Origin of the sequence: Paludibacter propionicigenes WB4 (assembly GCF_000183135.1) — a bacterium.
Classification (GTDB): domain Bacteria; phylum Bacteroidota; class Bacteroidia; order Bacteroidales; family Paludibacteraceae; genus Paludibacter; species Paludibacter propionicigenes.
The window spans coordinates 1387568-1414044 of sequence record NC_014734.1; the positions used below are offsets into that span (position 1 = coordinate 1387568).

Below are 26477 nucleotides of genomic sequence, written 5' to 3' on the forward strand. Positions count from 1 at the left end.
TAAGAATATCACCCCAGACAGGATGAAATAACTTATAGAGTTTTCGCTTTATTTTAAAAAAGAGAGTTAACATCTATAAAATACATTTATAAAACAACGACAAATTTCTTCTTAAACTCAGATATCGCCAGTCAAATGAACAAGCATATCGTAAACCATTGATTATCGATTTTTTTTTAAAATACCGGTTTAAAACATATTTTTTATACCCTGCTTGCATATATTTATTCAGCTCTTTATCCAGCACACGTGCCTGAATATAAAAACCGTTTAATTTATTTTGAAATTGCAATGTTTCTTTCCATGCAATACACTTTTTATAGTCATTCACCGACTCAATCTTTTGTTCAGCAAAAGTCTTTAAATGAAACTCTTTTTCCTCTTCTGTTGGGTGGGGATAGATACGCTCCAACATCTCTAATCTTACTCTATTCTTCACTTTAAGTTGTGCAGGTGCATGGACAGAGCATATCTGTGATTGATGTTGTCGGTACGAAACAAGCACTTCGGGGATATTATATATTTGGGTATGATTTAGACAATCAATCCACATTTTATAGTCATCCGCCAAATAATAATCAGGTGAATATCGTAATCCAGACTCAATTAAAAAAGACTTACGAAAAACAACACTGGGATGACTCATTAAACATCCAAACAAAAATCCTACCTTTAAAAGTTCATTGCTTACTGGAAACATACGCACTCCCGTTCTATCACCAATCAACTCTATAGAAGTTCCACAAAGCCCTATTCCCGGGTTTGAATCTAATAACTCTATCTGTTTTTTTAGCTTGTCAGGCAACCAAAGATCATCCTGATCAATACGTGCAATATATTCTGTTTGAATTAAATCCATCCCCTTTTGTGGCGAACCGATAGAACCTAAATTTTGTTCGTTTAATAGATATTTAATCCGGATATCGGTATATGAAAGAATTATCTCTTCACTGTTATCTGTAGAGGCATCATTGATGATCAGAAAATCAAAGTCGGGGTAAGTTTGATTTAAAACCGAGTCAATTGTTTCCGTTAAGAATTCGGCACCATTGTATACCGGTAAAAGAACAGTAACTCTATTCATACGTTTTTCAGATTAGACAGGATTATACGGAAATAAACAAAAACATTAATCAAGGGATTATAATTAAAAAACATTTTTAATACGTAATGTCTAAGTTCCTTTGGAAAATGATATTCTCTATCAGCCTTTTGGTACATTTTAGCCCAATCATATAAACATCTTATCGGAATTGAAATACCTTCAATGCGAGAAACATATTCAAAAACACGGAATCCTTCGGTAAAATACATTCCCAATTTTTTGGCTTCTGATGAAACATTATTACTGTGTATGCGATAGTTATTCAAGGTCTGTTTTATTTCCAACACATCGGTATGTTGACAAAGTTGCACATATAAGAACCAATCACCACAATACTTCATATGTTTAAATGAAGTATCATTCAATTTATAAAACAAGTCTTTTTTAAAAACCATCATGCTGGCATTCCAAATGGCATTTGAAGTAAGCAACTTTTCTGATATAAATTGGATTCCCTTATGTTCTATTAGTTCATTTGAGTTTTGTTCTTCATTTTCAAATGTAACTTCACCTCCTGAATTAATTAACTTTGAAGTAGTATAAGCCAGCCCAATAGTATTACTTGTTCCGATTCCGTTTATTATTTTCTCCAGAAAAGTTGTGTCCGCCCAATCATCACTTTCCGCTATCCAGATATATTTCCCTTTAGCAAGTTCAATACCCTTCTCCCATTGTTTAAATGTACCACCACTGTTTTGCTTATTAAAAACCAAGTGTGAAACTTTAGGATGATCTTTATACGAAAGTAATACTTCCACGCTATTATCCGTCGAACAATCATCCAGCAATATCAACTCAAAATCCTCATAGGTTTGATTTAATATACTACCAATGCGTTGTCTCAAATAAAGTGCATGATTGTAATTGGGAACTATAACAGAAATTTTAGGCATTTTTTTTTGATGGAGAAACTTTAAGTACAGACATTAATAAACGTATTATTTTAAAACTCCTCAAAAACACAACAATATTACTTATATAAATATAATTCATAAAATTTGAATTAGTCATATTTCCTTTCAATGTCTGCTTTATCACTTCAAGGTACTTAAAATTTGTTCTACAATCAGGCTCAATATGACAACCTTCACCCCATTCATTCCAGGCGTTTATAAATATATACTTTTCTTTGTTAGTGCTTTGTTGAGTAAATTCTACTATTCTCTGCAGATAATACTTAAAAACATCAATATCATTATTTATAAAAATTGTTCCTTTAGAATTTTTCCTAGCCGTATTATCCCACGAAGGAAATACACATCGAAACACAGGGTAGTTGTAGTTTTTCAATATCATATTGAACACTGACGTTGGATAATCAATACAATTCAGCGGATAAAACTTATTACTTGGGTTACAACACGACCAATCAGGAGCAAATTCCATTGCAGCATCAAATCCAATAGTTTTTGGATTTACTTTACCTACAAAACTTTCAACTCTAACTAAATATAGACCTTTATATCCATTATTTTTTGCCACTTTCCTCCACATTTTTACTGTTTCCTTTATATCAGGAAACAATTCGGTACGATAAATTATAAAAACAGGCTTTTCATCTATTTTTATGTATCGCTGATCCGAGAACACATTTTTACATAAAAAATCGATATGAGATTTATCATCTTCTAACGAATAATCTTGTTTTATAATAATTTCTTGATCTAAACCATCCCAGCGCTTTGTCCAGTTCTCATTTGCCCAAATATATAAAAATGGAAAATCAGGTTTACCTGATTGAAGCATATTATCTAGTGGTGTTTCTAATAATCTTTTTCCATTAAACCAATAATGATAATATGCAAAACCATAAATACCATATTCCTTCGCCATTGCTGCTTGGCGTATCAACACTTCAGGTTCTGATAAATCATAGTACCCTACACTTTCATTTGGTACATGAGGCTGATAATGAGCCTCAAATAAAGGCTCTGCTTTTTTTACATTAATCCACTCAGTAAACCCCTTACCCCATGCAGCGTCATTTTCTGGGATTGTGTGGTACTGTGGGAGATATATAGCTATAGGTTTAATCATGTTATTTTGAAAATGCTTTATACTTACGTAGTAGTCCTGATATTGCCTGAATTATAGAATGATAGCATATTAATATCTTTAAATACACATTCTTATTTTCACCAGAAATTTGAATTATATGGTGTCGAAATAACGGATTAAATAACTTCCACTTATAATACAGAACTAAATTTGCCCAATAATCATCATGAAAATTATCATCAATTAAAAAATTACTAGCACCACCACCATTAAATAGAGAAATAATAAGATCTATATAATGAAAATGAAAATTTGCCCAACACCTGATATTAAAATCATAATCAGCACATATTTTATAATTTTCATTATATAGTCCATTTTTTTTGAATACTGAAGAATGGTAGAATATAGCTTGGTGACAAATATTATATTCCAAAAGTTTATTTAGATTAAAGACACCATCATATATTTGCCCATCTGTTGCCCAACCAGCATTTCCAACAATTTTCACATTCCCGTAAATAATTTTTCGGTTAGTTTGCGCTATCTCAATATTTATTTTTGCTAGAACAAACTCATCATATAACTCATCATCGCTTCCTAGAAAAAATAACCATTCACCTTGAGCTAATTTAATGCCTTTATTCATTGCATCATAAATACCATTATCAGGTTCCGATATTATTTTAATTCGTTCATCATTAAACCTCAAAGCAATATTCAGAGTGTCATCTGTTGAGACACCATCAAGAATCAATATTTCAAAGTCCATAAAGGATTGTAAGATAACACTGTTAATACATTGAGGCAATGTTGAATCACTATTAAACGTGGGTATTATTATAGAGAATTTAACATGTTTCATTTCTTAATGAATTAATTCAAGAACCCTTAAAGAGACCATTTGAAATAAACCTTATAATAGAGCTTTATCGATTTAGTAACTGAAATAATAATTTTCGCTTCCTTCTCATTATAAAATCTAAAAACATCCAGCAAATTAACCAATGGGAGTTTTAAATAGTGATGTTTGATAACAGCTTCAAGATTAAATTCTGTAGCTCTTAAAATATCTTCATACGAGACTCTATCATCATTATTTTCTATTTTCATGTATTTAAAAAAATCAATAATCCAATTAAGAAACTGAAAATGGCCTTTAATTGTTTTTGCAACATTTCTTTTTACATTACCTGATATGTTATAACAACCAAGCCTCCAACTAATCTTAGCTTCCTTCATTGTACAAATCCCTTTATCCTTCGATAATCGAATAAAAGTAGCCCAATCAGCAGCTTGAGCATAGTCTGTCTTAACAAAGCCATATTTATCATAAATGGATCTTGAAAAAATATGATCAGGCATCGAATGACCTCTTTCAAACATTAGTATACAATAGGCCATATTTTCAGAAGTATCAACAAAAGGACTTTCAGTCGACTCTGAAAGCACTAAATCTGTGTCATCAATCACCCTAGTGTCAAACCTATAAACATCATATTTACACTTATCAGAATTAATTGTAAAATAAAATACTTCAACACAGTTTGAGTCAATTAAATCATCATCTGAAAATACCCAAATCCAATCCTCAACTTTACTCAATTCAATACAACGAATCCATTGATCTACTAAATTCTTAGCCCCAATATTGTTGATAAATTTAATATATTGAAGATTTAATTTGCTTTCATGTCTTTTACAAATACTTTCTAAATCATATGGACTATTATCATCACCCACATAAACATTAAAGTTCTTATTGGTTTGATTCTCCAATGAAATAAGTACTTTTTCTAAAAATACTTCTTTGTAAGCTGGAATAATAATTGCCAAATTATTTCTCATTTTTTCGACAAACTAATATCTGATACCCTGTATATTTTTTCCCTAAATCCGAAACAGCGAATTGATTATGAAATTCTTCAATTTTAGAATAATTTTGTCTCGCTTTCCAATCAGTTAACAGTACAGGGAACTCGTATGCTTTGCCATTTATTAGTTTTCTTAGTTTTCTTACGATTCTCGTTTTAACACTCCTATCATTTGATTCTTTAAAAGATTTCAAAATTTCATCATTTATTAACTCATTTTGATATATTTGAGTATAAATTTTTTCTATTAGAAAGAATTTCGAAATCATTTCTTGAAAATATTTGAAACCCCATTCTCGAGTATGATATGGATTGCTCGGGTTGTCTATTATGTCTTTATCAGCAATAGGTGTCGAGATTATAAAAAGACCATTAATCTTTAAACAGCGTCTAATATTCTGCAAAAAACCATCATAATCAGTCAAATGCTCGATTGTTTCAAAACTAATTACCAAATCAAACTCCCTATCAAATATTAACTTTTCTGCATTTTGAACCAAAAAGTTTATCTTTTCATTTTTGAATCTATGACTTGCATATCTTATTGCTTGTTCACTAATATCACAAGCAAAAACATGCTGAGCACTTCCTTTTGTTGCTATCAAGTATGAACCATAGCCTGTTCCGCAAGCTACTTCTAAAACCGATTTATTGTTTGAATACTCAAGGACTAATTTATATCTCTCAAGATGATCATGCTCAACAACCTCTAGTGAAAAACCAGAGACCATCCTTTCACTTTCATTTCGAATGAACAAATCAGCTAGAGCATTCAACTCAAATTTTAGGCAGAAATTCTCTTCCGACAGTTTATTCATGTCTTCAATTGTAATCATATTATAACCAGTTTTGCTGAATGAGAAAATCGCCTTGACTTTGATCAGGCAAAATTACATTGATATTTGCAGGCATTAAAATTTCAAAAAACAATGGATCTTTATAATAATCCAAAGTAATGTATTCTGTTCCTATAAAAAGCTCTATGAGATACTCGCCAGGTTTTAATTGTAACGAATCAACGGAACAAACAATTTTATTAATGCCTTTCTTTAGATTGTATTTTTTGTTTAAAAACTTGCTAAATAACGTAAATACACGAATATCATTTATATTATTAATCCCTATACCCAAATAAACATCATTAATGTCTTCCAATGATTCTATTTCAACACTAAATAAAGCGGAAGAATAAGTTTGTAATACTTTGTCTGTTTTATTAGTAATATCTAGATTTACAAACCAAACCTTTTTACCCTCTTTATATACTTTGAGTTTCTTCGACATCAAATTTTCTTTATCTGAATTATATACTGAAATCGCATCACTCGCACTTCCATTATAATATATGTAACCGTTTTTTAAAACTATTCCTGTTTGACAAAGATTTGCAACAGCATGGAGATTATGACTTACAAACAATACCGTTCTCCCCTCTCCTTTTGAAACATCCTGCATTTTGCCAATGGCTTTCTTTTGGAATTCGGCATCGCCTACTGCAAGGACTTCGTCTACTACCAGTATCTCAGGTTCCAGATGGGCTGCAATTGCAAAACCAAGACGTACAGTCATACCACTTGAATAACGTTTCACAGGAGTATCCAGATAACGTTCTACACCTGAGAAATCTACAATTTCATCTAACTTACGGGTTATTTCGGCTTTAGTCATGCCCATGATAACACCATTCATATAGATATTCTCACGTCCTGTCATTTCAGGGTGAAAACCGGTACCTACTTCCAATAAAGAAGCTATACGTCCCGCAGCTTTAATGGTTCCGGTGGTAGGTGCTGTAACTTTGGAAAGAATCTTCAGTAAGGTAGATTTACCGGCACCGTTTTTTCCTATTATCCCCAGCACATCGCCTTGTTGTACCTCAAAGTTAATGTCTTTCAATGCCCATACATAATCGCTTTCACCTTTATGCGCACGATCATTTACCTCGCCTATCTTTAGGTATGGGTCTTCTTTACCCTGAATATTCATTTTCCACCATCGGTTTAGGTCATGACTCAGCGTTTGAGTGGAGACGAGTCCAAGGCGGTATTGTTTAGAAATATTTTCGAATTTTATCGCTGTGCTCATATTTTTTTAATTTCACGAATTTTCTTTAATTAGACAAATTACTTATGAGTAAATCTGCCATTCCCTAATTCGTGTAATTTGATTTAATTCTTGAACTTATTATCCTATTAGTATCTTTCAGTCGTAAAATTATAAAAAAATCTGTATAATTCGCTTTAATTAGTGTAATTCGCTTTAAATTCGTGCAATTAGCTTTCTAATAATAATATCCTGTAATTAAAAGCCGAACAAAATAAATCAGTCCCATTAAAACATGAATTGAAAATACTGAAAGTAATAAAATATTTTTAAAAGTTTTGCCTTCCATTTTCATATCTTTAAGCAAAGCTAACAAGGCTACAAAGAAAGATAACCATGTAGTTATAACGATTTGCCAATAGAAATTTCCATGAGAAGCCCGTGGACCGGATTCTGATATAAAAAAGAAAATCAACACCGATACTACAAATGAAAGCAAAGTGTACCAAAAAACCTGACTCTTAATTACTTTTGGAATATTGAGGAAACTATAAAGAAGCGGGAAAAGCACAGAAAACAACATCGCAACAGGTATTAAATTGAATTCTTCAAACTCCGGATTACGATAAAAAGGTAAGAAAATCACCGATGAAGCTTCTTTATTAGTTGGTGTAGTGGTTTTATAGATAATCCAGTATTCCAGTATCAAAAAGAAAAAACCTATAATAAGAGGAAGGATGCTATACCAAAATTCTTTCTTAAACTTGTATTTGAATAATAGCATCAAAGGATAAACACAAAGGAATACAAAGAAATAGCTTGGCTTGATAAATAAATTCAGCAATATTAATAAGAAAATCCACAGGTTGCGTTTTGCGTCATAATCTTGTAACTGCTTATATGATTGATAGAAAAGCAACATTGCAAACGGGAACAAAAAGAGGATGGTAGAGTTATGCCACACATTAGGAACATAGTTACCAATATACATAAAGTAATCATCAGAGAAATAACTCGGAATAGGAATAGCAAAAACAAACAACATACATAGTGCATAAAATGCTGTTGAAGTGTAATTCGATGTATTTCTGGTACGGCTCTTAACTACTTCTAAAATCATTTTTTGAGATAAATAATACCGAAACACCCCTGCAAAAGCTAATAAACCACACAAGCTAAGTTCCGTGGCTGTTACATGCGCGCTGAAAAACGAAAACACATTGACCAGCAGATAAACCAGAAAGTTTCCGGTATACGGAATCTCACCTGTACACATCTTTCGTGCAAAAGCTGCATGATCATGCATATCGTTATAATCGGCAGGGATTACTTTTAAAATGCCATAATATGCAGCAAACAAAAGCAAAAACAAAAGGGGAATAATAAACTTATTTTTATTCATAGAGAAATTAGTTGGTAGTTGGTAGTTATTAGTCGGTAGTTAGTTTATTGGACTAACACCAAATTTATCAGGATTATTAACCATAAACGATAATAACCGTCCAACTTCTTCATTCAATTTTATCAATTGTATATAATCTTCTTCAGTAAAATAATGGCAATGTAAAGAGAAGTTGAGCCAGACGAGAGTTTCACTATTCTCCCCCAGACAATCAGATAATTTAAGCAGATAGTGTTTGTAATAGTTTCTTTTTCGATATGCCTCTGCTAAGTTTGCACAAACTGAACGTGAAGAGCGTCTAATCTGATCCGTTAATGAATATCTTTCCTCTTTTGGAAATTTAAGCGTAATATCAAATATCTGACAAGCTTGTTGAAAAGCTTTCTGATATGCCATTAAATCTTTAAAGCCTTGATTTACATTATTCATAATTTAGCTATACTCTCTTTCTACAAACTACTTGCTATTAACTACCGACTACTTGCTATAAACCGATTTTATAGTAGCAATTATCTTATTCTGATCTTCAAGACTTAGTTCATAGAACAACGGTAAACGCACCAAACAATCGGCAAACCTATCACAATTAGCTAATACTCTCCCATCATGTTTTTCTGCGTAATACGGGCTGCTATGCAAACTCAGATAATGGAACACTGCTAATATTTCATTTTGCTTTAATGCATTTATAAGTTCGGTTCTTTCTTCCAACGAAGGACAAACCAAATAAAACATATGTGCATTATTTGTCGCATAGTCAGGGATCTGAGGTAATTTAAAATATCCTTTGTCGGCCAATGGTTTTAATGCTTCAGAATACCTGTTCCAATGTTCTTTACGCTTATTTTGTATCTCATCCAGATGTTCAATCTGAGCCCAGAGGAAAGCTGCAATCACTTCGGAAGGTAAAAAAGAAGAACCTATATCCACCCATCCGTACTTATTTACTTCGCCTCGAAAGAATTCGGCGCGATTTGTTCCTTTTTCCCAAATAATCTCGGCACGATGAATAAATCGTTCATCATTGATGGCAAGCATTCCTCCCTCACCGGAAATGATATTTTTTGTTTCGTGAAACGAAAAAGCAGCTAAATGTCCAACACTTCCCAACGCTCTTACCTCTTGCCTCTTGCCACTTACCTCTGAATAAAATGAATCCACCGCTTGTGCAGCATCTTCCACCACCAATAAATTATATTTGTCGGCCAGAGCCATGATTTTAGTCATATCACACGCCATACCGGCATAATGAACAGGGACAATCACTTTAGTTCTGGGCGTTATCAATGCTTCAATTTTATCTGCATCGATGTTCGGATGTTCTGATTGACTATCTGCAAAAACGATAGTAGCTCCCTGACGAACAAAAGCTAAAGCAGTTGAAACAAAAGTATAACTAGGAATAATCACTTCGTCGCCCGGTTTTACATCACATAGAATGGCAGCCATTTCCAATGCATCGGTACATGAAGTTGTCAGAAGACACTTCTGGAAGCCGTAGCGTTTTTCGAAATAGGCCTGACAACGTTGTGTGAACATCCCATTGCCTGAAAGTTTACCGGTAAAAACGGCTTCATACATGTAATGAGCTTCTTTACCAGTGAGATATGGTTTATTGAAAGGAATCATTTTAGTAGGTAGTTAGTAGTTTCTTTTTTGATATAAATACCCTGTTTCGTTGGAAGCAATGATATTATAAGTTGATAAGTGTAACTTATTATTAGAATATATATATTTTGAGTTGAGTTTGTCAGTCAAAGTATCAGAATACGTAATTCCAATTCCTGCAGGAATATTCAAAACGACATCTGAACTAAACTGATGGACAACAATTGTATTTGTAAAACGAGAATTTGGAAATTTAGTATAAACAATATGATTCAACATCTTATTTCCTTTAGGATTTGCATATCGACCATTATTAAATGAGTCTAACACTTGAGGCGAAATCAATAGAAAGAGAATTCCTAACAAGTTTGCAGCGAGTGAAAAATAGATGATAAAACGTTTACTATTCAATATCAAAAACAAAACGCTGCCAAACAAAACAGGAGCAATCACTCTATAGTCACGCCAATCAAACACATCATACGCAGCAATATTAATCAACAGAAATAAAAACAAAATCAAAAATACTATAAAATATTCAATTTCAATCTTTTTAAATCGAGTTTGAATAGCCTTTGACTTAACTAAACAAACCAAGCAAATAAAAATGATAAAATACCGACTCAACACTTGAATAATATCCTCCGAAACCGGATTGATCATATTCCATGCATTCTGAGAAAAATGTTCTGCAAAATTACTAACAAATTCAGAAAAACCCTTGCTGGAAAGCCATTCATTGAGGAAAGAATCGGGATAAGGCGAAACAAAGAGATTATTTAGCACAAACAGCAATGCACTAAACACAATCCACAGAACAATAGAAATCAGAAATTTAAGATCAAATTGAAATTCCGTTTTTCTTTTAAAAAGTAACGGCAAAAATAGTACAATATAGATAATGCGAATAAATGAGATTGCCGTACAAAACAACAATAACGATATAAGCATTTTCCTACTTCCGCCTTTGAAGTAAATATAAAGTGCACTAAAATATACGATTAGTGCTGAATAATTCAGCAACTCGGTCATGGAAGTAGAAGAAAACAGAATCAACGGCGTATAACTGAAGCTAAACAAAAGAATATAAAGTAAACTTTTAGAAGATATTTTGACAGCAATAGTCAGAAACAAAAAAGCAAACGACATAAAAAATGCATTGGCTATGACAATTGAATACGTTTTCCAACCGAAGATTTTGCCAAATAAAGCATAGACTGAAACTGCTCCAAATCCATGAGAACCAAACGAAAGGTACTTGGGCAAAGATTCATTTATGGTGTAATAACCAAAATTCAGTCCTTTCTGAGAAAAAGAAAGGATTTCATGCCAATAAGACAATTCATCTGACCAACAAGGTATTGAATTAAATACCGAATGGCGGACAATGACATTAGTCGTAATAAACAAGATTATCCACGGTGAAGCAATCAACAATAAACTTAATGACAAATGAGTCTTATTCAGTTTATAAATTTCAGACTTCTTGAAGATGTTCATTCTAACGCGATGTGATGATGAATGATGTGGTAATGTGATGATGAATGATGTGATGATATGGTAATGTGATAATTATTATCCTACTTACTATCTATCAACCACTTACTTCCTACTACTCACTACTCACTACTTACTGTTTACTACTTACTGCTTTCAAAACCGTTGCACCCCACGAATATCCGACTCCAAAACCGGCAATCAGTATATTTCCTTTTAATTTGCCTTCCTTTTGAGCTTCACACAGAGCAATAGGAATAGTAGAAGAAACCGTATTACCAACCGTTTCGAGGAAGAAAAAGAATTTATCCGGCTCTATCTCAATTAGTTTTCGCAAGTAATTCATCATATACTTATTAGCCTGATGAAAAACAAATAAGTTTATGTCGTCTTTCGATAGTTGATTTTTAGCCAGCACTTCATCTACCAAAACAGGAACGGCTTCGGAGGTAAAATTAAATATCTCCCCGCCATTCATATACAAATAATCCGACGAACTCGGATTTCCTGCTTCGTCAAAGGTCATTTCATTTAAATCTTTTGCATGGCGTAATCCTCCATTTTTGACTATCAGGTTCTCGGCTCCACGGCCATCGGTACCAAGGCTGAAGTTTTCAATAGATGCAAAACCATCGGTTGAAATCAACGTTGCAGCCGAAGCATCGCCAAAAATAGTTCGGTTTCCTTTATCACTTGGGTGAATATGTTTTGAATAAGTCTCTGCAGTGAGCAACAATACATTCTTGGCAATTCCACCGGCTATCAGACCCTTGGCCAACGATAGTCCGTAAACAAAACCCGAACAACCCAGATTAAAGTCCAACGCACCACACGAAGTTGACAAGCCCAACCGATTTTGAATCAGACAGGCAGAAGTTGGCAAGTAATAATCAGGACTTTGCGTGCAAAGAAGAATAAAGTCAATCGTTGAACGGTCAATGGCATGCTCGGCAAAAAGCTTTTCGGCTGCCTGAGTTGCCATGTCGGAAGCTGTTTCATTATCCGAAGCAATGTGTCGTTCATGTACTCCTACTTTTCCTGCTACTTTTTCTACCGTCCATTCGGGAAATTCCTTTACCAAATCTTCATTTGTAACTACTTTCTCGGGTAAAAAGTAGGATATGGCTTTTATATATGATTTCATTATTTAATTGTTTAAACAACCCCTAGCCCCATAAAGGGAGAATAGGTTCGTTTCATTCTGAATTTACACGCAAATTTTACTGTACCAAAACTGCATCATGAAGCCCCTTCAGGGGTTTGGGGTCTATTGCAACGTATAACCTCCATCAATGAGTAAGCTGGTACCAGTCATCCATTGGGTTGCGTCCGACAATAGATATGTAGCTGCATAAGCCACTTCTTCGGGCTTACCGTAACGTTTTAGCGGATATTTCAATCTGTCTTTCTCCAGTTCTTCTTCGCCAATACTTCCCGCTTTCAATAAATCGGTTTCTATCATACCGGGATTAATACAGTTGGCACGAATACCTCGTGGAGATAGTTCCAATGCCACAGCTTTCATAAAGCCGGTCAATGAACTCTTCGAAGCTGCATAGATGGAACTGCCGATATAAGCACAATTATTACCATTTATGGACGAAATATACACCAACGAAGCACCTTTGTTTAGCTTCTTATGCTGCAATACCAAACGCGTTAAATGAACAGGAACCAATGTGTTGGTTTGAAAAATATCATTTACATCGTTTTCTTCGGTCAACTGAAGTACCAGGGGGTTTGCAATACCGGCATTGTTTACCAATCCATCAATCTTGGGCAACGATTCCACCAGCTTTTCCATTTCCGGAAGATTAGTCAGGTCGGCAGCAATTTGCAGATGTCCATCTCCTTCAAGCATGGAAACCGTTTCCGACAAACGGGATTCGTTACGCCCTGTAACAATAAGAGTCGCTCCCATTTGCGAACAAACAACAGCGATGGCTCTTCCTATACCCGACGATGCACCGGTTACTAAAATAGTTTTGCCTGCTAATGAAAACGGATTCATCTTAGCTAAGTTTGGATTGTACCAGATCAAATAATTCCTGAACGGTATTGGTTGGTTTCATTTCCTCCGGTTTTAGCACTACCGAGTACTTTTTCCCAATCATATTCAAAATGGCCAAAGCATTCAACGACGACCATTCATCTAATTCTCTGAAACGGGTTTCGAGTGTGAATTCAGAAGCATCTGTATCATCAAATTGTGCGGCAAAGTTTTTTATAAATTCGTTAGCGTCCATTTTATGTTCGTTTAAATATAGTTTGTTGTATATGTTTTATCAAATAAAATCCTGAATCAGATTATTCGGATCAGGTGTAAGCGGGGTCGATTTTGTCAGAAAAGAACTTCCGTTTTTGGTGTTTTTTAGCAAAACAGATCCGGCGCCCAGTATATTTTGCTCTCCTATAGTAGTTTTATCTTTTATCACCGCACTCATGCCAATAAAAGTGTTTCTCTTGATTGTGCAAAAACCTCCTATCATAACATTCGATGTCAGAAAGCAGTTCTCTTCAATTACAGAATCATGCCCGATTCTATTTCCCACATTAACTATAACGTTATCGCCAATTTTTACGTTTTGCATAAAAATGTTGCCTTCCATAATAAAGCTGTTTTCACCTACCTGCAAATCATTCCAGTATGAGTTTCGCGAACAAAGATAGCTAATCAAATGGTAACCTTTTTCTTTAGCCTCTCTGAATTTCAGTTCGCGTGTGGAGTTTAGTTTATGATACCCAATGGCAATAAACATAGCGTACTCACTTGGCGGATAAACTTCATCCACTTTTTCAAAATCAACCACCGGAAGATTTAAAAAAGTCTTTGTTTTATTATATTCTGCGTTAACCGTATAGGCTACAATTTCAAAGTCCGAATCATTCTTCAGATAAAAGCTTACCTGACTGGCAAAATCGCTGACACCAAAAATAATAATCTTTTTATAATCCTTTTTCATCGAATAAACGCATTGCTTACTGCTTACTAAAAACTATCAACTATTTGTAAATATCTCTTACAATGAAAGTTTGTCTGTTTTTTGTTTGATTAAAGAGCTTATCAATATAAATGCCAAGAACCCCTAATGAGCTTACGATCACTCCTACGGAGAAAAGCAACGCAACAATCAAAAAGGTAAATCCTGAAAGTACAATTTCCGGGTTAATCAGTTTTTTTACCACAAAGAAAATCCCGGTGAAAACACTCAGAGCAGAGATAAAAAAGCCGAATTTAAATAACACGATAAGCGGATAAGACGAGAATGAAGTAATAGCTTCCATACTCAATGCTATACGTTTGCCCAGCGTGTAGGTACTTTGTCCTTCCCGTTGTCCCTTTTTTATGGTTATCGGTATTTGCTTGTATCCAATCCATTGCATCATACCAGCCATAAAAATATTTTTATCGCCCATCTTAATCAACTCCTCCACATAACGGCGACTCATTAACCGTTCGGTAAGCAGATTCTCCGGAATGCGAGTATCGGTCAAACGATTAAAGAACCCATAAAACAACCCGCCGATTGTTCTTTCAATAAAAGAACCTTTGCGCGTTTCCTGAACACCATAAATCACATCACAGCCCTGCTCTTCCTGCATTTTGTGATAAAAAGTAGGTATATGCGTTGGTGGAACTTCCAGATCGCAGTCGATCAAAAAAACATAATCACCTGTAGAATATGTCAAACCGGCCATAATAGCATAATGATGTCCGAAGTTGCGCGACAAGTCAACAGCTACTATACTGTTGTTTTTCTCCTTTAGCTTTAAAACCTTATCCAACGATTTATCGGGAGACCCATCGTTTACAAATACTATTTCGTAACTGCTACATTCAATTGAGGCCATTGCCTCTTCACATTGCGCTACAAAAGTATCTAGAAAGCGCTCCGATCTATATAATGTAGTTACAATTGATAACTGTGGTTTGCTCATATTCTAAAACGTTTTTCGGCTTGATAAATAAAATATCCACTTCGGTCGGCACTACACTGAATGGCATGAAGCGTCGTATCTGTTATTTCTGATTCGATAATTTCTTTGTATTTCTCCGGATGCTGAATTACGGGCAATAGATGCTCGGTTTCCTTACAAAGGAAATAAACTCCCGCTGCTTGCTGATTATGCAAATGAGGCTCTTCAAACTCTCCCAACGCAATATCAATGACTCCTTGTACAAAGTCATATCCGGTAGACAGTTTTACTAAATGCGACCCGATAAAATCACCGCCCATCCTGGCTCCTACTTCAATGGCAAAAACCTCACCGGCACTGGTTATTTTAAATTCAGCATGACTGGCACCATAATTTATTTTCAGAGCAGCCAGTGCTTTGAGTGTTTCCGACTTTATTTTTTTTTGTATCTCCGGACTCAACAAACTGGGTTGATGATGCTCCAACTCTACAAAATACGGTTCTTCGGTTGTCACCTTATCGGTAATAGCCAGGATATAATGTTTCCCTTCCCACGAAATACTTTCGACACTCACCTCCGATCCTGAAACATATTCTTCTACAATTGCGTGATGTGTAAACGATTCCTTTTGAGCTCGTTTTATAGCTTCGGGTAAATCTGCCGGGTCTTCAATCTTTTTTACACCACGGCTACCCGAACGATCTGTTGGTTTAACGATTAAAGGGTAACGAAAGTTTTCTACCGTATAATTTTCATCCGCAATAACAAAGCGTGGTGATGAAACCGAAAAATCGGCAAACCGACGACGCATCATATATTTATCGGTTGCAGCTAATGCATCTTCAAAATCATTCGCAATTAATCCCATTTCGCGCGCAACAAAACAAACCGTCGGCACGGCAGCGTCAGAAGCAATGGTGGTAATTCCATTGATATGTACTTGTTGGCAAACTTTAAGTATTTCTTCTTTGTCAAGAATGGAAATAGGATAAAAATAATTGGCAACATCTTTACATACTGCACCATCTTCCCAGGCGAAGCAATGTGTTTCAATACCCATTTCAGCAGCCTTTTGCACAAGGGGTAACTGCAAATAGCTTGCTCCAATAATAGCTAATTTCTTCATATCAAAATCTAACGGTAACTATCAATCCTATAATGATTAGTCCCAGACCTACCACTTTCCCGATCGTAAATGTTTCGCCTAATAGCCACACACCCAGCAAAAAAACGATTGCAGGAGCCAGACTCATAAACGGATAAGCTTCGGTGATTTGGAACTTAGTCATAGCCATAGACCAACAAACCGAAGCTATAAAAGCCGAGAGAAAACCGGAAAAAATAAATGGATCAAGCAAAAATTTGGTGTATGAAACCACCATATCCCAAATACCTGTGTGAGGCATGGTCCAGTTCAATTTCAGAATTCTCCACTTGAGGATCATTTGTCCGTAAACGGTAAAAAAAAGTGTTGCAAATATATATAGGTAACGCATAAATGTGTTTATTGTGAGGTGGAATGTGTAAAGTGTAAAGTAAAATTAAGAGTTTAATTGCTTTTGATAGGCAGCTTTCACCCCACTCAATTTTTTTGCTATCATATCAATAAAATCAAACAGTATCCATAAATGAGCGTTGCACTTTATTAAATACAACTATGCCAATAGCCAAAAGAACAACCATAAAGCCAAAACTGTAGCCCAATTGAGCCCAACTAAATGTTCCGACTCCCATGGTGCCATATTTAAAGGTTTCCACCAGCGATGTTACCGGATTTAAAGCCATAATCCATTGACGTTTTGGCGACATCGTGCTCAACGGATAAATGATCGGAGTGGCATACATCCAGAGTTGAACAATAAAAGTAAACAGTATCGTCAAATCCCTGTATTTGGTAGTCATGGATGAAATAATAATTCCAAAGCCCAATGACAAACCAGCCAACATAATAATTACCAACGGTAGAAGCAGAATATATATATTGGGAGCAACATGCACCCCCATAATCAGATAATAAATATAAACCACTACAAAAAGCAAAAACTGAATACCCATCCGTACCAAATTAGAGGCCACAGTAGAAAGCGGCACAATCATCCTCGGAAAATAAACTTTTCCAAATATTCCCTGATTGGCCGTGAAGGTTGAAGACGTTTTATTCAAACAATCGGAAAAATACTGCCAGCAAACTATACCCGCCAGATAGAACATGGGCTGCGGCAAGCCATCGGTCGATATACCTGCAATACCACCGAAGACAATCATATACATCACAGTCGTTAAAGCTGGTTGAATGAAGAACCAGGCAGGCCCAAGGATTGTTTGCTTGTATTGCGTAATAATATCGCGCTTTACAAACATGGAAAACAAATCACGATACTGCCAGATTTCTTTAAAATCGACTTCTAAAAGCTTATTTTGTGGCTTTATAATTGTGTTAAATTCCATTTAAAATTAATCTTTAGCAATAAAATTAAGTCGACAAAAAAGGTACAATACTTTTTATCAGACAACTACATTGTTTTAGCTCAGTAATTTATTATAATGCAAAAGTAGTATTTTTTTAATGTGTATTACTAATAAATACAGATTTTAAACAGTTCTCATAGTAATCAAAAACCCAAAACCAACAGATTAGTGCTGTTTATTTTAACTTACGTATTTGATAAATACCTACATTAGAGCATGGCATTTACAATCTATTGTTTTTTGTTACCTTTGCACCCGAAAACTTGTATATTAAAATGATCGACAACACTATATTTAACGATAAAAAAGTAGCATTTCACACCTTAGGCTGTAAGCTCAATTTTGCCGAGACATCGGCTATTGGCAAGCAACTTACCGACGAAGGATTTGCAAAAGTAAAAACCGGAGAACAGGCCGATATTTGCATCATAAATACCTGCTCTGTAACCGACACGGCCGACCATAAATGCCGTCAGGCCATCAATCGTTTAAACAGACAACATCCTGATGCAATTATGATTGTAACCGGATGTTATGCACAACTAAAACCAGAAGAAGTAGCCGCCATTGATGGGGTTGATCTAGTTCTCGGGGCTAATGAGAAGTTCAATGTCCTTGAATATATACAAAAGCTGGACGGAACTGAAAAAAGTGAGATTCATCGTTCGGAAATAAAAAGAGTGCGGGAGTTTAAACCGTCCTGCTCTCGCGACGACCGTACACGCTACTTTCTAAAGGTACAGGACGGATGCGATTACTTCTGTACCTATTGCACCATTCCTTATGCACGTGGACGTAGCCGGAATGCAACTATCCCCGAAACTGTAGCCATGGCTATGCAAGCTGTCGAAGCCGGAGCTAAAGAAATTGTACTGTCGGGCGTGAATATAGGTGATTTTGGCAAAAGCACCGGCGAATCATTTTTTGACCTCGTAAAAGCCCTTGACACAATTCCAGCCGATGTACGGTTCAGAATATCATCTATCGAGCCTAATTTACTTACAGACGAGATAATTACCTACATTTCTACAAGCCACCGTTTTATGCCTCATTTTCATATCCCGTTGCAATCGGGAACTAACGAGGTACTTCAACTGATGAAGCGGAAATATAACAGGGAACTGTTTGCACACAAGGTAGAGCTTATCAAAAGCCTTTTACCTCATGCATTTATCGGGGTTGATGTCATTGTGGGTGTTCGTGGTGAAACAGACGAACTTTTTGAGCAATCCTGTCGGTTTATTGACTCACTGGATATATCGCAATTGCACGTATTCACCTATTCGGAACGTGCCGGAACGAAAATGCTCGACATAGAATATACAGTATCACTTAACGAACGCAAACGCCGTAGCAATGTACTCCATTCTTTATCCGAGAAAAAGACAAAAGCTTTCTACCAAAATCAAGTAGGCAATACCTACCCTGTATTGTGGGAAAGCCGACACAACGGAGAATTTATGGTTGGTTTCAGCAGTAATTACGTAAAGGTCGAACGACAGTATGACAAAAAACTGGTTAACACCATTCAAATCGTAACTCTTGGAGAATGGAACGACGATAAGTCGGCATTAATTGGAGTTTAATAGTCCAACTGAATCAGAGATAAATTAAGAATTTTTAATTGTGAATCAAATAATATGTTAGCAAAACGTATCATCCCCTGTCTGGATATCAAAAATGGACAAACAGTGAAAGGCATTAATTTCGAGAACATTACCGATGTTGGTGATCCGGTAGAGCTAGGAGCTCTATATGCCCAAATGGGTGCCGATGAATTGGTGTTTCTGGATATCACTGCAACCAACGAGAAACGTAAAACTTTATCGGAACTCGTTACACGCATTGCCAAACATATTAATATTCCATTCACTGTAGGTGGAGGTATTTCAAGCGTGGAAGATGTATCGGTGTTACTTGCATGTGGCGCTGATAAAATTTCCGTAAACACATCAGCCGTTCGCAATCCACAGTTAATAAGCGATTTAGCATCTCAGTTTGGAAGTCAATGCGTAGTACTGGCAATTGATACCAAATACATTGATGGAGAATGGTTTGTATTCCTCAATGGCGGTAGAATTCCTACGGACATTAAGACAGTCGAGTGGGCAAAACAAGCGGTTGCACTTGGAGCCGGAGAAATATTGTTGACATCGATGAATAACGACGGCACCAAAGACGGATTTGCCTTAGACATTACGTGTGCCGTTTCCGAAGCTGTAAATGTGCCGGTCATTGCCAGTGGCGGTGCAGGAACTATGGAACACTTTGTAGAAGTATTTGATGCAGGAAAGGCTGATGCAGCACTGGCAGCAAGCATATTTCACTACAAAGAGATTGGCATTCCCGAATTAAAAATGTTTCTGAAAGAAAAAGGTGTTGAAGTTAGAATTTAGTCTTTAGCTGACGAAACTATACACAATTATTCCCAAAAAACTTAAGCCCAGCACTGAAACCGGGACTAAAGCCACTGGTCTTTCTATTTCAGTATATGCTTCGTGCTTTAGCAAGCTCGGACGATACTTGTATATAAACCCATAACAAATAGAAGCAGCCAGAGCACCTATAACTGCTCCACCCAAAATGTCTAACGGATAATGCACACCGAGATAAATTCTGGAATAGGCTGTGATAATAGCCCATGCAAATATTGAAAAACTATAAGCTTTCTGTTTTAAAAGCAACGATGAGAGCAATGCAAAACCTACTGCATTTGAAGCATGAGATGAGGCGAATCCATACATACCACCAGCATAACCTTTCACTAAGTGTATTATATCTTTAAGCTCATCAACATGAGATGGACGAAGCCGCTTAACAAGGTTTTTCAACAAACCGGACGCGACCTGATCGGAAATAACAATACATATAACCAGAGCCAAAACAAGCCAAATAGATTCTCGCTTCCAATGCTTTACCAAAACAAACAAAACGGCAATGTACAAAGGCACCCAAGTCATCTTATAGCTTACAGCGTACATGAATTGGTCAAAAAATGGAGAATGAAGCCCATTAATCAATAAAAACAGATTTAGATCTAACTGTTTTATCACTTCGATTAGATTCATAATCTGATTATTATATGATTAGTTTGTGATTTAATGACATGAAAGAACTAATTGATTTATTAGATCTTTTCAATATTTGCTTGCTCAACCCAGCCTACGTTTCCGTTTCCCAGTTTAATTTCAGTCCAATTGCCTAACGTGCTCTTTACTTTCACCTTAGTTCCTTCGTGCAACTGGAATAAATCTGTTCCGCTTTTATCCGGTGAACTCTTAACCGTCACTACTCCCACCATAACAATTGCTTCTCTATGATTCACTAACTGATCTTTACGTATTCCCGAGAATATGAAAGTAGCAAAACAAACCAACAGTAAAGATACTGCTACCTGAAAAGACAGCTTGCGTATGAAATGCGTTGACCCGAAAATAAAAAGAAAGATTAGTATAAGAGTAACAACAAATAACGCGACGCTAATTCCTAACCATTGGTTTGAGGTAAGCATCTTAATAAAATTCTGAATCCAACGACTTAAGAAAAAAGTAGAAGACTGCATCGAATTATCAACCACCTTTGTTTGAGCAAGTTCCAGATTAAATCTGGCATCATCGTACGATGGAGACAATCTTAAAGCCCGTTCATAATTCAGAATAGAACGTCCAATTTCATTTGATTTATAGTACGCATTGCCAAGATTAAAATACAGTTCCGGAGCAACACCTTGATTGCTTAATATCGTTTCGTATTGCTTAGCAGCAGAAGTATAATCGCCTTTTGTGTACAAATTGTTAGCCTGACTCACAGCATCAGATTGAGCCATTGTCAATGAGCTAAAAGCAGTTAAGATGGATATAAACAGAATGATACGTTTCATATAAATTATACGTTTACTATTTTTTGAAAATTTCTTCAAGATTACTAATAGCCTGAATTGTTTCGGCATATAAATCACCCATTTCTTGCTGACCCGAATTCGGAGCAAAGCGTGCAAACTCACAGGTATTCAGAATATCAATGAATTTATTTATATGTGTCTGTTCTACCTGATGATTGAGCAACTCAGTTTCTACATTATCTTTTGTAAGCGAAGATACCGGAATGGATAACTTATCACTCAAATAAGTCCATGTTGCCTTCATCACTTCTTCGTAGAATTTATCTTTATTTCCCTCTTTCAGCAATTTCTGGGCTAGCTTCAATCGCTTCTGGGCTAATTTATTTGCTTTCTTGTTTTTCACTAAACTGATATCAGCATTCTCTTTTGCCTGTTTACGGAAAATGAAGAATAGTAACAGAGAAATTAAAAGCGGAATAAGGTATAACAGCCAACTAATATAAGTCCCAAAAACAGGCTCTTCCTCTTTTGAAAGTTTAAATTTATTCGTTTGAATAAATCTAATATCCTTGCTAATTTGCTTTACATCCTGCTTATCTACATAGCTACTAACCACGGTTGGGCTTTCACCTCCTGCACCTTTCTCAACCTGTAGATTATAAACAGGAGTTCGCAATGTTTTATATGTTTTTGACTGAATATCAAAATAGGAAAATTCGGCAGACGGTATTTCAAACTTACCTGAATGACGGGGAATAAACATATATTCAATGACCTTACTTCCTGATAACCCAACTGATGAATTTTTGAAGTTGTTTACAACTTTTGGATCGTACGTCTCAAAACCATCAGGGAACTTTAAAACCGGATTCTTAATCAGTTTCATATTTCCACCACCTTCTATAGAAACTTTGATAGTTACAGCATCGTTGGTTTTAACCTGAGTTGCTGAGATAGTGGAATTCATATTAAAACGACCTACTGTACCGCTAAATGTAGCCGGTTTTCCAGCCGGAAGCGCGTTCACATTAATTTTCACAGCCGGCGCAGTGATAATTTTGGAAACATTGGTATACGAGTCGAAAAAATCATCGAATATACTTCGTACTGCTGTCCGATTCTTCACCTGAACCACTGCTTCAAAGTTCCATTTATCAAGTTGCAAAACACCCGAATGCTGTGGATAAAGTAAAAATTTATATAGAACAACCGATGTATAATTTCTTCCTTTATAATTCTCAAGCGCAAATTGTTTGTTAGTAGGCTGATCAATGTCTTGCTTCATAAAGCCTGTGAAATCAATCATTTTCTTGGGACTACATTGAACCACATCTACCAAAGTATATAGCTTGTAAGTTACCAAAATAGCTTCCTGCTCATACACATTGGTCTTAGATACATCAGCTCGTATAAAAAGATTATCATTGGTGATAGAGGTCTGAGCACCTGATCCTGCATTTCCGCCTCTTCCTCCCTGTGACTTTGGTTGCGCATCTGCAGGCAGAACCTTTATAGACACTCCATTAGAGGTGTATTTCTGTCCTCCAACAATTATACTAGCGGATGAAATAGCAAAAGTTCCTGTTTTTTGAGCCTGGAGCGTATAAGTATAAGAAGTGGATTCTGTGGATGATTGTCGTCCATTAATTATCTGAATACTTGAGCTGTGCGACTGAAAAGGACCGGCCAACACATCGAAATTTGTTATCTCCGGTACGCGTAAATCTCTTCCTGCTGCATTAATGGTGTAAACCAATTGAAATGGCGTATTCAAAACAACTGTAGATGGAGCCGATGCTGAAAAACGCACAGGCTCATCAGCTTTTACTATAACGGCGTTTAGCAAAAAAAACGTTAGCGATATAAATATAATTCTGCGTTTCATACTATTTTATTTCAAATCAAGCTTTTCTTTCTAATTTATAATTACCAATCTTTTTCAGCTTTCTTGTTTGTCCTCGGCTGTTGCTTTTTAGCTTTGTCTTGTGCGTTCTTCTCGTCCTGCTGTAATGCATCAAGTATCTGTTGAGCATTATCCTTAGACATTTGCTGCTGCTGAGGTTGAGGCTTAGGCTGAGGTTGCTGAGGCTGTGGTTGAGGTTTTGGATCTTGCTTTTGCTGATCTTGTTTTTTATCCTTGTTCTTATCTTTGTTTTGCTTCTTCAATAGTGCTTGCGCATAAGCCAAATTATAACGGGTTTCGTTATCTTTAGGATTTTTCTTCAATGCCATCTCATAAGCCTTTATACTCTCCTCTATTTTGTTATCGAGCAATAAAGAATTTCCGGTATTATGAAAGGCTGCCGCAATTTTTTCTTTTTCATCCGGCTTGATGGATATCGCATTATTGTACCTTTCCAGCGCTTCAGAATATTTCTTTTGTCTGAACAAAGCATTACCCAAATTGTAGTTGGCCTCAAATGATCTTGGATTTTTCAATAATCCTTTTCTGTAAGCTATTTCGGCATCAGTGAACTTCGATGATTTATACAATTTATTTCCTGCCCTGACATCATCGCTTTCTTTTTGAGCTGCAACCGGAACGACTACTAAACTCATAAACAATATGTATATTATCTTTTTCATTGAATGCATTTTAAAAAAATGTCATTATTTCGTGACCTTATCTTTTAAATCAAAAATTTTAATTTTGCTGAGTCTTTTGTTTTTTCTATCAAAAATGAAAAAATCTATCACTAATATCAACAGAGCCAACAAAGCAAACGACTGAAATTGTTCGTTGTATTCCGAATAAGAAGTTGATTTCAAATCGGATTTTGCAAGCTTATCCAGTTCCTTGTTTATTACCTTATAAGCTCCATTTGTATTATCTGCATGAACGTAAACTCCCTTACCGGCCAACGCAATCTCTTTACACATTTGTTCGTTCAGCTTCGAGACCACAACATTTCCATCTTTATCCTTCCGAAAGCTCATGGTACCCGGAACAGGAATAGGAGCACCATCAGTTTTCCCCATACCTATTACGTTTACAATTATATTATTCTCAGCAGCCAGTTTAGCAGCACCTATAGCATCATCCTCATGATTTTCACCATCAGTAATTAAAATTATTGCTTTCCCCGCCTCACTTTTAGCTCCAAACGACTTGATGGCTAAATCAAGCGCACTGCCAATAGCTGTTCCCTGACGAGGTACTAACTCCGGCGAGATATTTGATAAAAACATCTTTGCTGAAACGTAATCGACAGTGATAGGTAGCTGTGTGTAAGCATCTCCTGCAAAAACCACCAGACCGACTTTATCATCATTCATATCATCAACCAGCTTTGACAAAATCTGCTTGGCATTTTCGAGCCTGCTTGGCAACACATCCTGTGCTAACATGGAGTTTGAGACATCTAATGCAATCATAACCTCAATTCCTTTACGTTTTTCTTTTTCCTGTTTTAATCCGAACTGAGGTTGCGCCAAAACTATGGTCAATAGAAAAACTACCACCAGTTGAAAATAAAACTTTAGCTGTGGCCTGACTTTAGATACGTTTGGCATCAATTGAGCCAAAATATCCGGATTTCCAAACTTAGCGATATTCCTGCGCTTTTGAATGCTGGTATAAATAAATACACCTATTAATAACGGGATTAAAAGGAGTAAAAATAAATATTCAGGATGAGCAAATCTAAACATTATGTTTTATGTAGTTTGAATAGTTTAACAATGATATAATACCTTATTGTGCAACAATTAAGGTATTTTTCTGAAAACGGTATTTCTGAGAAGAATTTCTAAAATCAGGAATACAAATGCAAATATGCTGAACAGGTAAAATTGCTCATCTTTCTTGCTATATTGTTGAATCTTGATTCTGGTTTTCTCCAACTTATCTATTTCCTGGTATATATTACGCAGTTTAGAGTTATCTGTTGCACCAAAGTACTTACCTCCTGTAAGATTTGCAATATTTTCTAAAGATTTGGCATCAAATTCCGATTGAACTCGCTGATATTGGATTCCCATTGGAGTTGAAACAGGTATATTTATTACACCATGAGTTCCTACACCGATAGTGTAAATTCTGATACCAAAAGTTTTTGCTATCTCTGCTGCTGTGATAGGGGCTATATCTCCACTATTGTTAGATCCATCAGTAAGAAGGATAATAACCTTAGATTTTGATTTTCCATCTTTAATTCTGTTTACGGCATTAGCCAATCCAAGTCCGATAGCAGTTCCATCTTCAATCATACCATTGTTTACACCATTGAAGAGATTAACCAACACGGCATGATCTGTTGTTAACGGACATTGAGTAAAACTTTCGCGTGCAAAGATAACTAAACCGATGTTGTCATTAGGACGTGATAGTATAAACTCTGTAGCAACAGATTTGGCAGCTTCCAGTCTGGTAGGCTTGATATCTCCGGCCAACATGGTACTGGAAATATCCAGAGCCATCATAATATCAATTCCTTCAGTATTTTGCGTACGCCAGCTATTCGAAGCCTGAGGCCTTGCCAATGCTATAATAAGGCATGCAATTACCAATATTCTGAGAACAAACGGAATATGCCTCAGCTTAATTTTTTTGCTTTGTGGAAACTGCTTTAAGTTGCGATGCGCTGAAATCTGTAAGCTGGCATCTGACTTGTGCAGCTCCCATACGTACCAAAATACTATTGGAATAAGCAGTAGCAGTAAAAACAAATATTCAGGGTTATGGAATGTCATTGTTATATTTAAATTATAAAAAATGAAAG

At 35.8% G+C, this 26477-nt stretch carries 27 protein-coding genes; 2 read left to right on the plus strand and 25 right to left on the minus strand.

What is annotated here, in order from left to right; translation table 11 throughout:
- Positions 1 to 73: 73 nt before the first annotated feature.
- The 19 genes from PALPR_RS05670 to PALPR_RS05760 all read right to left on the minus strand — a co-directional run bounded on the left by PALPR_RS05670 (position 74) and on the right by PALPR_RS05760 (position 17894).
- On the minus strand, positions 74 to 1084 hold the full coding sequence (locus PALPR_RS05670) for a glycosyltransferase family 2 protein (RefSeq protein ID WP_013444655.1): 1011 nt from the start codon (positions 1082 to 1084) through the stop codon (positions 74 to 76).
- Entirely contained in the window at positions 1081 to 1998 is a 918-nt protein-coding gene (locus tag PALPR_RS05675; protein WP_013444656.1) for a glycosyltransferase family 2 protein, read from the minus strand. Before PALPR_RS05675 ends, PALPR_RS05670 begins: the two co-directional genes overlap by 4 nt.
- A complete protein-coding gene (locus PALPR_RS05680; RefSeq protein WP_013444657.1) occupies positions 1991 to 3142 on the minus strand; it encodes a glycoside hydrolase family 99-like domain-containing protein in 1152 nt (383 codons plus the stop codon). Before PALPR_RS05680 ends, PALPR_RS05675 begins: the two co-directional genes overlap by 8 nt.
- Before the next feature lies 1 nt (position 3143).
- Entirely contained in the window at positions 3144 to 3968 is an 825-nt protein-coding gene (locus PALPR_RS05685) for a glycosyltransferase family 2 protein (RefSeq protein WP_013444658.1), read from the minus strand.
- A 26-nt stretch (positions 3969 to 3994) separates the two neighbouring features.
- Entirely contained in the window at positions 3995 to 4951 is a 957-nt protein-coding gene (locus PALPR_RS05690; RefSeq protein WP_013444659.1) for a glycosyltransferase family 2 protein, read from the minus strand.
- Positions 4941 to 5813, minus strand: coding sequence for a class I SAM-dependent methyltransferase (locus tag PALPR_RS05695; protein ID WP_013444660.1), 873 nt, complete (start codon positions 5811 to 5813; stop codon positions 4941 to 4943). Before PALPR_RS05695 ends, PALPR_RS05690 begins: the two co-directional genes overlap by 11 nt.
- A 1-nt stretch (position 5814) precedes the next feature.
- Positions 5815 to 7062 carry an ABC transporter ATP-binding protein gene (locus PALPR_RS05700; protein WP_013444661.1) on the minus strand — a complete coding sequence of 416 codons (1248 nt, stop codon included), beginning with the start codon at positions 7060 to 7062 and terminating at the stop codon, positions 5815 to 5817.
- Positions 7063 to 7258: 196 nt separating this feature from the next.
- Complete coding sequence (locus tag PALPR_RS05705; protein ID WP_013444662.1) at positions 7259 to 8422, minus strand: hypothetical protein; 1164 nt, start codon at positions 8420 to 8422, stop codon at positions 7259 to 7261.
- Between the two features lie 39 nt (positions 8423 to 8461).
- Positions 8462 to 8851, minus strand: a complete 390-nt coding sequence (locus PALPR_RS05710; protein ID WP_013444663.1) for a four helix bundle protein — start codon at positions 8849 to 8851, stop codon at positions 8462 to 8464.
- 48 nt (positions 8852 to 8899) lie between these two features.
- Positions 8900 to 10051, minus strand: coding sequence for a dTDP-4-amino-4,6-dideoxygalactose transaminase (gene rffA, locus PALPR_RS05715; RefSeq protein ID WP_013444664.1), 1152 nt, complete (start codon positions 10049 to 10051; stop codon positions 8900 to 8902).
- A gap of 12 nt (positions 10052 to 10063) precedes the next feature.
- On the minus strand, positions 10064 to 11530 hold the full coding sequence (locus tag PALPR_RS05720; RefSeq protein WP_013444665.1) for a hypothetical protein: 1467 nt from the start codon (positions 11528 to 11530) through the stop codon (positions 10064 to 10066).
- A 130-nt stretch (positions 11531 to 11660) separates the two neighbouring features.
- The gene (locus PALPR_RS05725; protein WP_013444666.1) at positions 11661 to 12671 is read right to left on the minus strand and encodes a ketoacyl-ACP synthase III; all 1011 of its coding nucleotides are present in this window, start codon (positions 12669 to 12671) and stop codon (positions 11661 to 11663) included.
- Between the two features lie 123 nt (positions 12672 to 12794).
- On the minus strand, positions 12795 to 13538 hold the full coding sequence (locus tag PALPR_RS05730) for an SDR family NAD(P)-dependent oxidoreductase (protein ID WP_013444667.1): 744 nt from the start codon (positions 13536 to 13538) through the stop codon (positions 12795 to 12797).
- 1 nt (position 13539) lies between these two features.
- Positions 13540 to 13773, minus strand: coding sequence for an acyl carrier protein (locus PALPR_RS05735; protein WP_013444668.1), 234 nt, complete (start codon positions 13771 to 13773; stop codon positions 13540 to 13542).
- Between the two features lie 39 nt (positions 13774 to 13812).
- The gene (locus tag PALPR_RS05740) at positions 13813 to 14490 is read right to left on the minus strand and encodes an acetyltransferase (protein WP_013444669.1); all 678 of its coding nucleotides are present in this window, start codon (positions 14488 to 14490) and stop codon (positions 13813 to 13815) included.
- Between the two features lie 40 nt (positions 14491 to 14530).
- Complete coding sequence (locus PALPR_RS05745; protein WP_013444670.1) at positions 14531 to 15466, minus strand: glycosyltransferase family 2 protein; 936 nt, start codon at positions 15464 to 15466, stop codon at positions 14531 to 14533.
- Positions 15463 to 16572: an ATP-grasp domain-containing protein gene (locus PALPR_RS05750; protein WP_013444671.1), complete on the minus strand. Its 1110-nt coding sequence runs from the start codon at positions 16570 to 16572 to the stop codon at positions 15463 to 15465. Before PALPR_RS05750 ends, PALPR_RS05745 begins: the two co-directional genes overlap by 4 nt.
- Before the next feature lies 1 nt (position 16573).
- Positions 16574 to 16942 (minus strand): EamA family transporter, encoded by a 369-nt coding sequence (locus tag PALPR_RS05755; RefSeq protein ID WP_013444672.1) that lies wholly within the window; start codon positions 16940 to 16942, stop codon positions 16574 to 16576.
- 115 nt (positions 16943 to 17057) lie between these two features.
- On the minus strand, positions 17058 to 17894 hold the full coding sequence (locus tag PALPR_RS05760; RefSeq protein ID WP_013444673.1) for an ABC transporter permease: 837 nt from the start codon (positions 17892 to 17894) through the stop codon (positions 17058 to 17060).
- 296 nt (positions 17895 to 18190) lie between these two features.
- On the opposite strand from PALPR_RS05760, the gene mtaB reads away from it, so the two are divergent.
- Both mtaB and hisF read left to right on the plus strand, forming a co-directional pair.
- Complete coding sequence (gene mtaB, locus PALPR_RS05765; protein WP_013444674.1) at positions 18191 to 19501, plus strand: tRNA (N(6)-L-threonylcarbamoyladenosine(37)-C(2))-methylthiotransferase MtaB; 1311 nt, start codon at positions 18191 to 18193, stop codon at positions 19499 to 19501.
- 54 nt (positions 19502 to 19555) lie between these two features.
- Positions 19556 to 20311 (plus strand): imidazole glycerol phosphate synthase subunit HisF, encoded by a 756-nt coding sequence (gene hisF, locus PALPR_RS05770; protein WP_013444675.1) that lies wholly within the window; start codon positions 19556 to 19558, stop codon positions 20309 to 20311.
- Positions 20312 to 20314: 3 nt separating this feature from the next.
- On the opposite strand, the gene PALPR_RS05775 is transcribed toward hisF, so the two are convergent.
- From PALPR_RS05775 to PALPR_RS05800, 6 genes are read right to left on the minus strand one after another with little or no spacing between them, the layout of a single operon-like run.
- The gene (locus tag PALPR_RS05775; protein WP_013444676.1) at positions 20315 to 20983 is read right to left on the minus strand and encodes a phosphatase PAP2 family protein; all 669 of its coding nucleotides are present in this window, start codon (positions 20981 to 20983) and stop codon (positions 20315 to 20317) included.
- Between the two features lie 59 nt (positions 20984 to 21042).
- The gene (locus tag PALPR_RS05780; protein ID WP_013444677.1) at positions 21043 to 21795 is read right to left on the minus strand and encodes a tetratricopeptide repeat protein; all 753 of its coding nucleotides are present in this window, start codon (positions 21793 to 21795) and stop codon (positions 21043 to 21045) included.
- Between the two features lie 16 nt (positions 21796 to 21811).
- Positions 21812 to 23641 (minus strand): BatD family protein, encoded by a 1830-nt coding sequence (locus PALPR_RS05785; RefSeq protein ID WP_013444678.1) that lies wholly within the window; start codon positions 23639 to 23641, stop codon positions 21812 to 21814.
- Positions 23642 to 23682: 41 nt separating this feature from the next.
- Positions 23683 to 24342 carry a tetratricopeptide repeat protein gene (locus PALPR_RS05790; protein ID WP_013444679.1) on the minus strand — a complete coding sequence of 220 codons (660 nt, stop codon included), beginning with the start codon at positions 24340 to 24342 and terminating at the stop codon, positions 23683 to 23685.
- A 24-nt stretch (positions 24343 to 24366) separates the two neighbouring features.
- Positions 24367 to 25407, minus strand: a complete 1041-nt coding sequence (locus PALPR_RS05795) for a VWA domain-containing protein (protein ID WP_013444680.1) — start codon at positions 25405 to 25407, stop codon at positions 24367 to 24369.
- 57 nt (positions 25408 to 25464) lie between these two features.
- On the minus strand, positions 25465 to 26448 hold the full coding sequence (locus PALPR_RS05800; protein WP_013444681.1) for a vWA domain-containing protein: 984 nt from the start codon (positions 26446 to 26448) through the stop codon (positions 25465 to 25467).
- Positions 26449 to 26477 lie beyond the last annotated feature (29 nt).